At 34.0% G+C, this 13,925-nt stretch carries 13 protein-coding genes and 2 tRNA genes; 3 read left to right on the top strand and 12 right to left on the bottom strand.

Features of this window, described 5'->3' with window-relative positions; genetic code table 11:
- Positions 1-22: 22 nt before the first annotated feature.
- The 5 genes from HJ01_RS07800 to rpsU form a co-directional block, all read right to left on the bottom strand.
- A tRNA-Tyr gene (locus HJ01_RS07800) sits at positions 23-104 on the bottom strand.
- Positions 105-160: 56 nt separating this feature from the next.
- A tRNA-Thr gene (locus HJ01_RS07795) sits at positions 161-234 on the bottom strand.
- Between the two features lie 92 nt (positions 235-326).
- Positions 327-629: a ribosome hibernation-promoting factor, HPF/YfiA family gene (gene hpf, locus HJ01_RS07790; RefSeq protein WP_007137809.1), complete on the bottom strand. Its 303-nt coding sequence runs from the start codon at positions 627-629 to the stop codon at positions 327-329.
- Between the two features lie 38 nt (positions 630-667).
- Positions 668-1,561 carry a tyrosine-type recombinase/integrase gene (locus tag HJ01_RS07785; RefSeq protein ID WP_040473785.1) on the bottom strand — a complete coding sequence of 298 codons (894 nt, stop codon included), beginning with the start codon at positions 1,559-1,561 and terminating at the stop codon, positions 668-670.
- A gap of 72 nt (positions 1,562-1,633) precedes the next feature.
- Positions 1,634-1,828, bottom strand: coding sequence for a 30S ribosomal protein S21 (rpsU, locus tag HJ01_RS07780; RefSeq protein ID WP_007137807.1), 195 nt, complete (start codon positions 1,826-1,828; stop codon positions 1,634-1,636).
- 109 nt (positions 1,829-1,937) lie between these two features.
- On the opposite strand from rpsU, the gene HJ01_RS07775 reads away from it, so the two are divergent.
- On the top strand, positions 1,938-3,005 hold the full coding sequence (locus tag HJ01_RS07775; protein ID WP_081478705.1) for an endonuclease/exonuclease/phosphatase family protein: 1,068 nt from the start codon (positions 1,938-1,940) through the stop codon (positions 3,003-3,005).
- Between the two features lie 189 nt (positions 3,006-3,194).
- Here the strand turns inward: HJ01_RS07775 and HJ01_RS07770 are convergent, their stop codons facing one another.
- Positions 3,195-4,364 carry an acyl-CoA dehydrogenase family protein gene (locus HJ01_RS07770; protein WP_007137805.1) on the bottom strand — a complete coding sequence of 390 codons (1,170 nt, stop codon included), beginning with the start codon at positions 4,362-4,364 and terminating at the stop codon, positions 3,195-3,197.
- A gap of 171 nt (positions 4,365-4,535) precedes the next feature.
- Positions 4,536-5,423, bottom strand: coding sequence for a ComEA family DNA-binding protein (locus tag HJ01_RS07765; protein WP_007137804.1), 888 nt, complete (start codon positions 5,421-5,423; stop codon positions 4,536-4,538).
- A 315-nt stretch (positions 5,424-5,738) separates the two neighbouring features.
- Between HJ01_RS07765 and HJ01_RS07760 the strand changes: the two genes are divergently transcribed.
- Positions 5,739-7,190, top strand: a complete 1,452-nt coding sequence (locus HJ01_RS07760; RefSeq protein WP_007137803.1) for an amino acid permease — start codon at positions 5,739-5,741, stop codon at positions 7,188-7,190.
- 79 nt (positions 7,191-7,269) lie between these two features.
- On the opposite strand, the gene HJ01_RS17880 is transcribed toward HJ01_RS07760, so the two are convergent.
- From HJ01_RS17880 to HJ01_RS07735, 5 genes are all read right to left on the bottom strand, one after another.
- On the bottom strand, positions 7,270-7,524 hold the full coding sequence (locus tag HJ01_RS17880; RefSeq protein ID WP_040473784.1) for a hypothetical protein: 255 nt from the start codon (positions 7,522-7,524) through the stop codon (positions 7,270-7,272).
- A gap of 37 nt (positions 7,525-7,561) precedes the next feature.
- Positions 7,562-8,833 (bottom strand): DUF2851 family protein, encoded by a 1,272-nt coding sequence (locus HJ01_RS07750; protein ID WP_007137802.1) that lies wholly within the window; start codon positions 8,831-8,833, stop codon positions 7,562-7,564.
- Between the two features lie 102 nt (positions 8,834-8,935).
- Positions 8,936-9,418, bottom strand: coding sequence for a 3'-5' exonuclease (locus HJ01_RS07745; RefSeq protein WP_007137801.1), 483 nt, complete (start codon positions 9,416-9,418; stop codon positions 8,936-8,938).
- 126 nt (positions 9,419-9,544) lie between these two features.
- Positions 9,545-10,906 carry a pyridoxal-phosphate dependent enzyme gene (locus HJ01_RS07740; RefSeq protein WP_007137800.1) on the bottom strand — a complete coding sequence of 454 codons (1,362 nt, stop codon included), beginning with the start codon at positions 10,904-10,906 and terminating at the stop codon, positions 9,545-9,547.
- A 187-nt stretch (positions 10,907-11,093) separates the two neighbouring features.
- A complete protein-coding gene (locus tag HJ01_RS07735) occupies positions 11,094-13,040 on the bottom strand; it encodes a putative porin (protein ID WP_040473783.1) in 1,947 nt (648 codons plus the stop codon).
- Between the two features lie 173 nt (positions 13,041-13,213).
- On the opposite strand from HJ01_RS07735, the gene HJ01_RS07730 reads away from it, so the two are divergent.
- Positions 13,214-13,912, top strand: a complete 699-nt coding sequence (locus tag HJ01_RS07730) for a ribonuclease HII (protein WP_007137798.1) — start codon at positions 13,214-13,216, stop codon at positions 13,910-13,912.
- The last annotated feature ends 13 nt before the right edge of the window (positions 13,913-13,925 follow it).

Genomic DNA, 13,925 nt, shown 5'->3' with positions numbered 1-13,925 from the left:
TACAATCTTAAATTAATTCTCGTGGGGAGAGCAGGATTCGAACCTGCGAAGACGTAGTCAGCAGATTTACAGTCTGCCCTCGTTGGCCGCTTGAGTATCTCCCCTCTTTTTTTATTTCTAACATCGCCTTTAGCCAAATGCAATATTATTGCTTTTCCAGAGCCGGCGGAGGGACTCGAACCCACGACCTGCTGATTACAAATCAGCTGCTCTAGCCAACTGAGCTACGCTGGCATTTTCAATAAAAAAAGTCCGCTATTTCTAACGGACTGCAAATGTAGAGATTTTATCTCTCAATCAAAACATTTTTTAAAAAAAATTTAATATTATATGTGCGCTCGTATCTTTTCCTTCCTTTTAACCAGCAATCTCTCCAATGATTCCGCCGACAACTCCATCGCCTCTTCAAAAGTCTTACATTGTTTTTTAACTACAAAATCATCGCCAGGCACATTAACCTTGACCTCAACGATCTTATTTTCTTTATCACTTGTTTTTTCAACTTTCAAATAAACATCTGAAGAAACTACCTTATCGTAATACTTCTCTAATTTATCCATTCGCTCTTGAATATAATCTACTAATTTTCCGTCAACAGCAAAGTTAACCGCATGAACATTTACCTTCATAATCAATTTTTTTTAATGGTTAAAGATTTTACGAATTGTTATTTATTCCTTGGATGAGCGTCTTCATAAACCTTTTTCAACTCAGACAAACTACTGTGTGTGTAAATTTGCGTTGATGCCAAACTAGAATGTCCTAACAATTCTTTCACTGAATTTAAATCAGCCCCGTTATTTAATAAATGAGTCGCAAACGTATGCCGCAGAATATGCGGACTCTTTTTTACTTTTTCAGAGACCGTACTAAAGTAAGAATTTATTAATCGATACACAAAAGAATCATTTAATTTTACCCCTTTTTTTGACAAAAACAAAAACTCAATATCCCGAATACATTCCAAAGAAGACTGCTCACCGATATACAACAAGAACTGTTCTTTAATAACCGGCAAAAGAGGAAGAATGCGCTCTTTATTTCTTTTACCCAAGACCTTTATCGTATTCTTTGACAAATCAACATCAGCAGCTTTCAAATGAATGAGCTCTGTTCTACGTATCCCTGTGGTATAAAACAAATCTATTATTAATTTATTTCTCACTTCCTCAAAGCCATACGCCTCCTGCATCCTAACAAACACCTCAGCGACTTCTTTTTCCGAAAAAGGTGTCTGAAGTTTCTTTGAAATCTTCAAGGCCTTATGCTTTAACAGCGGATTAACATCTATTTGTTTAATTTTCAACAGAAATTTATAAAAAGCTTTCAAAGATGCTATTTTCCTGTTTACAGAGACATTTGAAATACCACCATCCACAAGAAAAACAATCCAGGTTCTAATCTGATTGTAATTAACCTGCTCTATATTATCTTGTTCGAAATTAATTTTATTGAATGACTGGAAGTTAATTATGTCATTCAGGTACGCATTTATCGTATGAGGAGAATACTTTTTCTCGCTCTTTAGATAACCCATAAATGCTTCTGTAGTGGTAACCATATAAAAAAACCGTTAGCATCAAAGTTAAGAAACTTTAATGACTAACGGAATTTAATTCTGAAAAGAAATAACTTAGTTCTCTAAGTTGTCTTTCATGTTTTGAATATAAGCTGCTTTTTGAACTTTAATTCTATTTTTTACAGAAGGCTTAATAAAAGCAGTTCGTGCACGTAACTGACGAACAGTTCCTGTTTTATCAAATTTTCTTTTATAGCGCTTTAATGCTCTATCGATATTTTCTCCGTCTTTAATTGGTATAATTAACATAATTTTGACACCCCCTTTCGTTAAGTGTGCAAAAGTAAGATAATAATACGAACTAACAAGTAATTGATCAATCATTTTTCTTTATTTTTACCTAAAAAAAGAACAACACATGTGGTTTATCATCATTTCAACTCTATTACTTATAATAAGTTTTATACCTAACTTACCACTGACACATTGGTTCTTTAGAATATTTGAATACGGTAAAATTCAAATCGTAATTTTACAATTAACCACGCTTATTTCAAGCTTATTAATAGTCGATAACTTTACTATTTGGATAAAAATATTGCAAGCCCTGACATTTATAAGTGTTTTAATACATATAAAATCATTCTACAAGTACAATTCTTTTTACAAAACAAATCAAAAGAAACATTCCAACATTTCTTCGAAGAAAATTACAGTTATATCTGCAAATGTTTTTCAAGAAAACAAAGAGTATGAAAAATTCGTCAATTTAATACATAAATACAGCCCTGATATTTTTTTAACAATGGAGTCCGATAAAAACTGGGAAAAAGCACTCTCGGTTTTGGATTTAGAATACCCATATAGTATAAAAATAGGATTAAACAATACCTATGGCATGCACTTTTACTCTAAATTACAGATGACAGAACATCAAGTACACTATTTTGTAGCCGATGATTTACCCAGTATAGAAGCTAAAATTAAAACCAATGATAATTTTAACTTTACATTTTTTGCTATTCATCCTCCCCCTCCTAGTCCAACAGAGGAAGAGAACTCAAAAGAAAGAGACGGAGAGCTATTAAGTGTAGCAAAAAAAATAAAAGCAAACGCAAATACAACTGTAGTACTAGGAGACTTTAATAATGTGGCATGGGCAAAATCATCGATCCTATTCAGAAAAACAAGTGAAACAATTGATGGCAGAATAGGAAGAGGCTTTATTTCAAGCTACCACACAAAATACTGGTTTTTGAGATTCCCAATCGATTTAATGTTTCACACAGCCGATATTTTTGTCGAAGAGCTAAAAACTCTAGAAACCATTGATTCAGATCATTTCCCTATATATTCAACGTTTTTTATTAATAAAAAAACAGCTGAACAACAAGACTTAATAGAAACTCTAGAACAAGAAGAACATGAAATTGTCCAAGAGGTTATAGTTGAAGGTATCAATGAAAAAAGCGACAATCGTAAATAATTGTAACTTTCGATTGTACTTGAATCACTTACTCTTTCAGCAAGCTTGTTTTATGTTGTAACAAATTATTTAGCTTCCAAAAACATTATCAATTCGGCCAGCAAAAACTAGTTATTACAGCTTTCAATATCACAAAAAAAATCCTGTTTAATACAAACAGGATTTTTAGTCATTTAAATACGCTAGTCATTATTTCACAGCTGGCTTATAATTTTGTTTATCAATTATCATTTTCGCTAATATCTCCTTAAGTATTTCTGATGTTCCACCACCTATCGGCCCTAATCGGCTATCTCTAAATAAACGCGCTAGCGGATATTCTTCCATGTAACCATATCCTCCTAACATTTGTAAGCAACTGTAAATTGTCTCATCAGCTACTTGAGTCGATTTTAATTTGGCCATAGTAGCTTCCTTTACTACATACTCGCCTTTGTCTAACCTAGCAACAGCTGAATAATTAAACACTTTACAATGCTCTACGTCTGTAGCGTTCTCTACTAATTTATGTCTTAAAGCCTGGAACTTATCTATTGTTTTACCAAATGCTTCTCGTTGCGACATATAATCTATCGCATAGTCAATTGCATACTCGGCTCTAGCATGTGCATTTATAGCCATAATCAAGCGTTCTAAAGCAAAATGCTGCATAATATAAGGAAACCCCTTTCCTTCTTCGCCCATTAAATTTTCAACAGGAATTTCTACGTCATCAAATGCAATTTCGCCAGTATCTGAAGCTCTCCAACCCAATTTATCCAGCTTTACAGCAGAAACTCCTTTAAGATTACTATCTACCAAAAAAATACTTATCCCCTTGTTTCCAAGCTCTGGACTTGTCTTTGCGGCAACTACATAATAATCACCATAAACACCATTTGTAATAAATGTTTTAGAACCTTTGATAATATACTTATCTCCTTTTTTTATCGCTGTGGTACGCATAGCCGCAACATCACTACCGCCGAAAGGCTCCGTAATACATAACGCACCTATTTTATCACCAGCAATACTCGGTACTAAATAATCTTGTTTAATACGCTCATCGCCTTCCGCATTTAAATGTGTCATTGCTAAATAAGAATGCGCCCACATTGCAGCTGCAAAACCAGCAGATTTTACTTTTTGAAGTTCTTCTAAAAAAATAACGGTGTAAAATAAATCTAAATTTAACCCTCCGTAAACTTCAGGATAAGGAATTCCAAAAAAACCCATTTCTCCAAACTTCTTCCATATAAAACGTTCTATTGTACCCGTTTTCTCCCATTTCTCAATATGAGGTACAACTTCCTTTTGCAAAAAATCTTTCAAACTCGCTCTAAAAGACTGGTGCTCTTCTGTGAAATATAATGAATTCATGTAAATATATTTTTTTATTTATTTTTATAAATCGAGGTAAATTATTTTATAATAATCAAAATTAAAGTTTTTAAGCTCATAGAGCTACTGTTGAATAGAAAGTTTACTACTACTCACACTAGCATTTCAAAGCCAATTAACCAATAAACAAACAACCTTTATTATGTACTTCTAATTAAAAGCCAAATATAACTCTATTATTTTTAATTTTTCAACAGGAAAATCGTTAATTTTTGCCAAATCCTCAAAAGACTTAAAATCCCCATTCATACTTCTATACGTCACAATTGATTTAGCTACACCATATTTAAAGTAAGGAAACTTTGCCAATTCCTTTAATGAGGCATTGTTTATGTCAATTTTGTCTATTTTAGGCACGGCCATGATCTTAAAATGTGAATTAAGATTATCGATAACCTCGGCTGACAACCCCCAAACATCTTTCATCTGCTCCATAGAAACAAACCCACCAAGACTTTCCTTTAGCCTTAAAATTCTAAGCGAAATAACCTCACCAATGCCATATATTTTAATTAAATCTTCTTGAGTTGCTTTATTGATATCAGACAACACAACCACATGTTTTTGTACAAAATCCTTTTTTTCATAATTCACATTCTTTTTATACGCTTCTCTATTTTTAACCCAATCAGGAAACTTAAAGTCCACTGCCATTACTTTTAATAAGGAGTCAGATACATTGGTTACAGCCTGAAATTCATTTGCTGAATTCACATATTTATTTTCTTTTCTAAATGCGAGAAGCCTATCTATCTCTTCAACTGACATACCAAGTTTATAACCTTTATAATCCGTAATGAAATTTGGGTTATATGGATAAATTTTTGATACGATTTTGGAATTTGATTGATTTAAGGAATCAATTTCAGCTTGCATGGAAAGCCACTTCTGTTTTTCGGGAGAATCTTTTTCAACCGAATCAGCATTATCGAAAAAATAGACTCCTTGAAAAATCACAATGATAGCAAAGAGAAACAAAATCCCAGTTTGCTGACTTTTCGAGAATTTAAAATAAAAAGCTGCTTTTTTGAAATCCATATCGACCAAAATTAATTGTGAAAAACTATGCTCACTTCAAACATCCCTAAGCAGTACCCATTTTTAAAGTTCAGCACTAAAATTATAAAATAATCCGACAAAAAAATACGTTACTAAAAAATAAATATGATAATTATTCGTGCAAAATTCAACAATAAGGATGCAAATCGTTATTTAACTCCCATAATATTTCGAAATCCGGAATAAGACTACACATTGGCAACACTTTTATTTTCTTATTTAGTTGCAATATTATTTTTATATTTTGTAAAAAATAATACATTTGAGCACTAATAACAAAAAACCAATAAATATATGTCAATTTGGAAAACAAAACCACTATCGGTTTTACTAAATGAAGCGTCAGAATCCGAAAAAGGATTAAAAAGAACATTATCTTCAGGCTCACTTGTAGCCCTAGGAGTTGGCGCAATAATAGGGGCTGGATTATTCTCCCTAACGGGAATAGCCGCTGCAGAGCATGCAGGACCAGCAGTAACCTTATCCTTTATATTGGCAGCGATAGGATGTGCATTTGCTGGACTATGTTACGCAGAGTTTGCCTCAATGATCCCTGTAGCAGGTAGTGCGTATACCTATTCTTACGCAACTATGGGAGAATTTATGGCTTGGATTATTGGTTGGGATTTAGTGCTTGAATATGCACTTGGGGCAGCAACCGTAGGAGTTAGTTGGTCTCGATACCTCCTTGAGTTATTAAATAAATATGGAATACATCTCAACCCCAATTTTATATGTTCCCCTTGGGAAACCTTAACATTAGGTGATGGCACAGTTGTAAACGGTGGATATTTCAACCTTCCCGCTGTATTAATAGTTTCTTCACTTTCCTTGTTATTGATTAGAGGAACAAAAGAATCTGCATCGATAAACAACATTTTGGTAATCCTAAAGGTTATTGTTGTTATTATTTTTATTATCGTAGGTTGGCAATTTATTGACCCTGCTAATTACTCTCCATACATTCCAGAAAATACAGGAATAAAAGGTCAGTTTGGATGGTCAGGAATTGCTGCAGGAGCAGGAACAGTATTCTTTGCCTTTATTGGTTTTGATGCGGTTTCAACTGCAGCTCAAGAAGCAAAAAACCCTCAAAAAGGGATGCCGATTGGAATTCTAGGTTCCCTAGTGATCTGTACTATACTATATGTTTTGTTTGCTCACGTTATGACAGGTCTTGTACCTTATTATTTATTTGCTAATGACGCGAAGCCAGCTGCAACTGCATTTGCAGTAACAGGATATGACTTTCTTCAAACTGGGTTAATCGTTGCTATTTTAGCAGGTTATACTTCAGTGATGCTTGTTATGCTTATGGGACAAAGCCGTGTATTTTACACTATGAGTAACGATGGTTTATTACCTTCTTTTTTCAGTGAAATTCACGCAAAATTCCGTACGCCATGGAAAACTAATCTTTTCTTCATGGGATTCGTTAGTATATTTGCTGGTTTAGTACCTGTAAGTGATTTAGGACATATGGTAAGTATCGGAACTTTGTTAGCATTCGTTTTAGTTTGTTTCGGAATTTTGGTAATGCGTAAAAAAATGCCAGACGCACCTAGAGCTTTTAAAACACCTTTCGTACCCTATGTACCTATTGCAGGTATATTGGTTTGTCTGTACTTAATGTACTCTCTTCCTTACGAAAGTTGGATTCGATTAGTGATATGGATGGCACTTGGAGTTATTATTTATTTCGCATATGGCAAGAAAAAAAGTAAATTGAACAATCCTCAAAAATAATTTTTCAGTAGAACATAAAAAGGGACCATAAAGTAACAATTTACTTTATGGTCCCTTTTTTTATACCCTTTTAATAGCCCTATAAATCGAATACCGAGGTCCGTTTTGCCCGAATCAAATCCTTAAGTCTAATCCAGAAAGCTAGAGTTAAATACACTCCAAACCATAATCCCGCGGTGACAAACGATATATAAATAAAAAATAGGCGTACACTTGTTACCCGCATACCTAATTTATCAGCTAATCGCGAAGAAACGTGAAAACCATATTTCTCAAAGAAATATTTAAGTTTTATAACTGATGATAACTTATTGTTTGATTGTATCTTTTGCATATGCAAAAATACTGAATTTTATGATAGACTCGTTCTATTAATTATTCTTCAATAATTCCATTCCAATGGCACATTCCAGACACTTACTTTTATTGCAATACTCGTTTTTGAGCTGCAACAATGATTGAGTTTCAAAAGCGTTTGCTGATTTTATCCCAAAAGAGCTAAACTTATCTATAATCGCATTCTTCTCTGGAGAGATCTTATTTATCAATTCAATTACGTTTTCCGAAATTTCTTTCCCTTGACTTTTTGCATAGGCAAATAAAATTGGAATTATAGTATTGATGACAATCAAATCGACAAATGATTTAGAAAGCATTTTTTTCTTTGCAGGACTTTTTTTATCAAACTGATAATGATCTTGCCAATAATCCAAAGTACTAACTTTAAACAGCGTATAAATCGAATAGAGTGATTCAATCGCGCTTATTTTAGAAAATAGGTTTTGTTCAAAATGATATAAACTTGCCAACTGCGAAAGCCGAATTGTGGGAAAATTATCCGGACGATGCTTAAAAAACTGAACTGGTTCAAATAAGTTTCTTTCTATCTGATATTTCTGTGACAAGTAGCTAAACCTAAATTTCAAATCCTTATAGTAATTATCTTCTTTTTCTTCATCCAACAGACCTGCATTTCCAAACAATAAAGCCTCTAAATTCTCCTGCTCAAAACTTTCTTTTCTAATAATTGAAAAAGGGATTGAATTGGCTATTTTAAAAAATAGATCCCCATTTGTATTGAGTCCAAAGTTTTTTGCCAAAAGCATAAACAAAACGGTTTCCCAATCATTATTAGTTTGTACTAACAATTCCTCAATGGGCTTTGACTTCCGCTCCAGCCGTTCAAAAAACAAGCGTTCTTGCCAATTCTTGACCACAAAAACATCTACGCTGTTAAGCTCCTTTTCGCAATAAATCCACGATTTTGGAGTCATCAATAGCTCATAATTAACCAATGCCGAGTTATCGACGTATTTTTTGAGCTCTAAAACAGGAATTTCGACATTATTTTTTCTAAAAATCTCCGTGTCATGTTCCCAAACTACATGAAGAATTACGTTTTCGTAAGCAGCATCCTTTTCGTGATGATGCACATACCAATCTGATGACTTAAGATGTATTTCAACATTACCAGCCCATTTCTGATTACCAATGGTTATCTGGGCATTGAAAAAATCAGGGCCGGCTAGCTCAAGGTACTGACCAACGTTACTAATTGTAATATCCTCATTGTTGGAAGTTTTTAAATTAAGAGTATCAAACTTCTTAAATCTCCAGAGGTAATGCAGAAAATCTTCTTTCATCGTAAAACCTTGTTATTTAATAACTAAAGTAATAAAAAAAAGAACAGCTTAATTCATTTGTAAAAAATCAGCAAATTGAATTGCAACTTATTTGAATTGCAACTATCGCAACATATATAGTTTGGCACAAGCCCTAGCGTCTGATAAGGCTTCATGGTGATTTAACGCGATCTTCATCTCACGGCAGCAGTCACTCAATTTTGTTGGCTTCAAGCCTTTGGCTTTGTAAATTTTGACAGTGCATTGCCAGCGGGAACCAATATTCAAATCTTCATAATTTAAATTATATAACGCCATGGATTTAGCCAGGACATTCCTGTCAAAACTTTCATTATGCGCAACAACTACTCTATTTTGAAGTCGTTTTTGTATTTCAGGAAATACTTGTAAGAATGACTTTGCATTTACCGTGTCTCGCGGGTATATGCCGTGCACCTGAATTGTAAAGGGAGAATAAATATTATTAGGTGGTTTGATTAAAGTAACAAACTCATCTACAATTATTCCGTTTTCTACTGTAACAATACCCACGGAGCAAGGATGGAATGCCGTCGCAGTTTCAAAATCTATTGCAGTAAATGTCATCTGTATTTCAGTTTTAGAATTGTTGTCTTTATTTTTTAGATTTAAAAAGCCACGAACTTCAAGTATTCACACAAAATGAATCTGTGTTTATATTTGGAATTCGTGGCAAAAAAAAATCATTTACTATTATTTTATCGAACCTATAATATCATATTTCGTGATAATGTGGTGTTTCCCGTTTCCTAAATCAATCAAAACGGCATCATTTTCGCGTGAGAATAACTTAGAAACAGCTTCAATAGTAGTTCCTAGTTGTACAACTGGATAGGGTTTCCCCATAATTTCACGAATTGGCCTGTCTGCAGTTTTTGTATCGTTAACATAGCTTTGAAACAAATCAGATTCGTCAAGGGACCCCACAAATCCAGTAATGTCCATTACAGGAATTTGTGAAATTTTATATTTACGCATTCTTTCAATAGCATGAGATACTAATTCCTCAGTACGCGCCACAATTAATGGTTTCTCAATATGATCTTTAATGACATCTTCAGCTTTGGTGACTTCTACTTCTAGAAAACCTCTTTCGCGCATCCAGTCATCGTTGTACATTTTACCTACATATCGGCTCCCTGAATCATGGAATAAGGCAACGACAACATCTTCTGGCTTAAAATGTTCTTTTAACTGTAACAAGCCCTTTACCACCGCTCCGGCAGAATTTCCTGCAAAAATCCCTTCCTCAAGAGCAATTTTACGAGTATAAACCGCAGCATCTTTATCAGTTACTTTTGTAAATCCGTCAATCAATGAAAAGTCGACGTTTTTAGGCAATATATCTTCACCAATTCCTTCTGTTATGTAAGAATAGATTTCGTTTTCGTCAAAAATTCCAGTTTCGTGGTATTTTTTAAATACAGAACCATACGTATCTATACCCCAAATCTTGATCTTTGGATTTTTCTCTTTCAAATATTTTGCAATTCCTGAAATAGTCCCTCCTGTCCCCACTCCAACAACGAAATGAGTTATTTTACCTTCTGTTTGTTCCCAAATTTCCGGACCCGTTTGTTCGTAATGAGCAATTGCATTTGATGGATTGTCATATTGATTCACGTACCAAGAATTAGGAGTCTCCTCAGCTAATCTTTTTGAAACAGAATAATATGATCTAGGATCAGTAGGCTCTACATCTGTAGGGCACACTACTACTTTTGCTCCCACTGCACGTAGGATATCCATCTTTTCTTTAGACTGCTTGTCTGAAATCACACAAATCAGCTTATAGCCTTTTATAATTGCAACTAGTGCAAGTCCCATTCCAGTATTCCCAGAAGTTCCTTCTATTATTGTTCCTCCTGGCTTCAATCGACCATCAGCTTCAGCATCAGCGATCATTTTTGTAGCCATCCTGTCTTTTGCAGAATTCCCAGGATTAAAAGACTCTACTTTAGCCAGTACTAATGCATCTATTCCTTCTGTTACTTTGTTTAACTTCACCAAAGGTGTGTTACCAATTGTACCTAATATATTTTCTGCGTATTGCATTTAATTATACGTTTAAGATTCTGATTTGTTATAAATATTTCTGCAAAGATAGTATTTTGTTATAAAAACAATCGACTTTTACCCCCTTTTGCGTTCGTGACAGCAGCGGCATCCTTTACTTGCTTTCTTTAAGCAAGGAAAGATATAGCGGATTGCACGATAAAACGCCAAAAAAAAATCTTTTAGCTTAATTAAAGAAATTCCAAATCAAACCGAAACGGATCGTGAAATCACGATACGGACTGTTAGGTGAAGAATAAAAGTTGTTTCCAGTAAAAGAAGAGTTAAAATGCTCCGCTTTCAGATAAATTCGAGTTCTTTGAATTTTAGCATTAATAAAAAAGTCAAGATTTGGATAGTTACCAATCTCCTTCTCATTTTGCACAAAGAATTCCCCAATTACCGGATTGTAATCATTAGCCAAATACTTGCTGAAATAATTTAAAGTAATCCCAGTTTGTAGAAACAATGCTTTTTTAAACAGATAATTGGTATAATAAATGGTGTTTCTCGTTACAATTTCAGGAACATTTAAAATCGCATCATTTTGATCTGTTTTTTGATATAGAACCGTGTTATCTATAGCGAACCTTCCAAAAGTTATTTCCTTGTTCAACTTCAATGATACGTAATTTATGGTGTTACTATACTGATTTGGTGTTACAATTTGCTGGCTGTCGTCGGTTGCTGTGTTTTCAAAATACAAATGGTCGTTGAGTGTCATAAACTGAACCGATGCTCCAACCCAAGGCGTCGCTGCCTCAGCAGTAATCGCGTTTATTTTTTCATTTTTGAAATTATTACTCCAGTTGTAACTCACATAACTGCTTTGATACAAATTGTAATTATCATTCGGCAATTTATTCATGTTTTGATACCCAAATGAAAACTGATAGGCATCATTCAAATCATAATTCAATTTAGCATCCAAGTTTGATAGCGATTGATTTGTAATGGATCTTGAGTACAAGAATTTTCCGTTCAGCTTATTTTTACGATAATCATATTGGCCACCAGCACTATTGATATTTCGCGTTAATGAAGCTGGAACTGTTTTATCGTCAAAAATTAATATTTTATCGTAGTAGTAATTGCTTCGAAAATCATCAGCAAAAAATTGAAATTTTCCTAGAGTAGTGTTTTCATAAACCAGTCCTGCTTTATTATACATCTTATTGTAGTGCGTCTGGTCATTGATTCCTGAGCTCACAAAAGAATCGCCAAATCTATACACCGTAGTTGAACCAACAGTTGAAGGAACCGTTTCCTGATTGTACTCGAAAAATTTATTCTCATAATTAAATTGGTGAGTAACATACAAATTGTTGTCGCCTTTTTCTGAATTGACCCTGAAAAAATGATCTACAAAAAATCGCTTCCCTTTAAGGAAAGACTCCGCATCATTAAGATACACCTCCAGTCTTTGTCTATTATCGTAATTAGGATCCTCGCTTTCAAAATCACTAATTGTCGTTATACCGCCATTTTCTTCATTTAAAATATCCTGATAGGTAAAATGCGCATTTGCAAAATAGCGTTCGTTCTTGGTATTGTAGGTTGTAGTGAATCTAAAATTCCCTGTACTGGATAGTTGATTTATATACTTCCCTTCAGAACGCAATCCCTTATATGCTATCGAAAGATTTAGTCTAGGATTAATATTTAAAGTAAAAAAGGCATCTAGCGTTTGCCCCTTTTGCATCACTGATTTGAAATATAATTCGGTTACCGGAGTTGCAACAGAACTATATCTTATATCATTTGCTTCCAGAAAATTAAAATGTTTTGCTGTGAAACCGATTTGAGGGTAAGGAGAGAACTCGGTCAAACCATATTGCAAGGTATTATAAGTTTGTCCTTCATTCGAAAAAGGCAATAACCCGAAGATGTCTTTTCGCAGATAATTAAAACTATAGTCTCTTTGAATTGTAAGTGTGGTATCCAGATAAGTGGTATCTCGGTCTATTGAAATAAAACGGTACATGTCCATGGTGGCCACTTTTTGTTCATTTGGACTTTTTAATTTATCCAATTCTCTCATGCTTTTAGGCTCTCTTGAATCGTCGCCTAGTCTTGTTTGGGAAAAAAGCATTGTTGGCAGTACTAAAAAAGATAAAAAAAAGAGTATTCTCATTTGAACGGATATATAATTAGGCTATTATTTTCACTATTGTAATACGAGCAAAGGTAAATGATAAAAACATATAAAAAAATACCTTAACCTATTGCTTTGTCTTAGCAAATAGTACTATCATGCCTTATTGTGAAAAAAAAATATAATATTTGCTGTTTATAAAACCTTTTGATATGCTTCAACATAATTTTTCGGAATTTATACTGGAAACCGGAACCGATGAAGCGGGCCGCGGATGTCTGGCAGGACCTGTAACCGCAGCTGCTGTAACACTTCCCGTCTTTCGTTCTCAAAAAGGAAAAAATAAAAACGAATTAGTCTATAGCTTTTACGAGTTAATCAACGATTCTAAGCAACTCACTGAAAAGAACAGAGAAAAACTCAAACCTATTATTGAAGAAATCGCTATAAACTTTGCAGTAACCCATTTAGGACCAGCGGTGATTGACGAAATCAATATCCTAAACGCCTCAATAAAAGCAATGCAGGAATGTGTCTTACAACTTGAGCCACAGCCTGAGTATATTATTGTTGACGGAAATGCTCCGTTTATCCACAAAAATGGATTGAAAAATAAAGGCGGAAAAATCTATACCAAAGCTGAAATTGAAATCCTTACCTCTATCCCTAGCACCAGTATTATAAAAGGAGATGCGAAGTTCATGAGTATTGCAGCCGCATCTGTCTTAGCGAAAACCTATCGTGATGAATACATGAATCGCATTCATGAGGAATATCCTATGTACAATTGGAAAAAAAACAAGGGTTATCCTACCAAAGAACACAGAGAGGCTATTAGAAAATATGGCATTTCAAAATACCATCGAATGAGTTTTCGATTGTTACCGGAACAAACGAAGCTAGACTTATAATTACTGATTTCCT

The sequence above is a fragment of the Flavobacterium frigoris PS1 genome, assembly GCF_000252125.1.
Lineage (GTDB): Bacteria > Bacteroidota > Bacteroidia > Flavobacteriales > Flavobacteriaceae > Flavobacterium > Flavobacterium frigoris_A.
Note: the sequence above shows the minus strand (reverse complement) of the source record. Positions and strands in the feature narration are given on the sequence as shown.

Coding starts and splice junctions, on each gene's coding strand:
- hpf (WP_007137809.1), bottom strand. CDS start 629: ATGAAGGTAAATGTTCATGCGGTTAACTTTGCTGTTGACGGAAAATTA.
- HJ01_RS07785 (WP_040473785.1), bottom strand. CDS start 1,561: ATGGTTACCACTACAGAAGCATTTATGGGTTATCTAAAGAGCGAGAAA.
- rpsU (WP_007137807.1), bottom strand. CDS start 1,828: ATGTTAATTATACCAATTAAAGACGGAGAAAATATCGATAGAGCATTA.
- HJ01_RS07775 (WP_081478705.1), top strand. CDS start 1,938: ATGTGGTTTATCATCATTTCAACTCTATTACTTATAATAAGTTTTATA.
- HJ01_RS07770 (WP_007137805.1), bottom strand. CDS start 4,364: ATGAATTCATTATATTTCACAGAAGAGCACCAGTCTTTTAGAGCGAGT.
- HJ01_RS07765 (WP_007137804.1), bottom strand. CDS start 5,423: ATGGATTTCAAAAAAGCAGCTTTTTATTTTAAATTCTCGAAAAGTCAG.
- HJ01_RS07760 (WP_007137803.1), top strand. CDS start 5,739: ATGTCAATTTGGAAAACAAAACCACTATCGGTTTTACTAAATGAAGCG.
- HJ01_RS17880 (WP_040473784.1), bottom strand. CDS start 7,524: ATGCAAAAGATACAATCAAACAATAAGTTATCATCAGTTATAAAACTT.
- HJ01_RS07750 (WP_007137802.1), bottom strand. CDS start 8,833: ATGAAAGAAGATTTTCTGCATTACCTCTGGAGATTTAAGAAGTTTGAT.
- HJ01_RS07745 (WP_007137801.1), bottom strand. CDS start 9,418: ATGACATTTACTGCAATAGATTTTGAAACTGCGACGGCATTCCATCCT.
- HJ01_RS07740 (WP_007137800.1), bottom strand. CDS start 10,906: ATGCAATACGCAGAAAATATATTAGGTACAATTGGTAACACACCTTTG.
- HJ01_RS07735 (WP_040473783.1), bottom strand. CDS start 13,040: ATGAGAATACTCTTTTTTTTATCTTTTTTAGTACTGCCAACAATGCTT.
- HJ01_RS07730 (WP_007137798.1), top strand. CDS start 13,214: ATGCTTCAACATAATTTTTCGGAATTTATACTGGAAACCGGAACCGAT.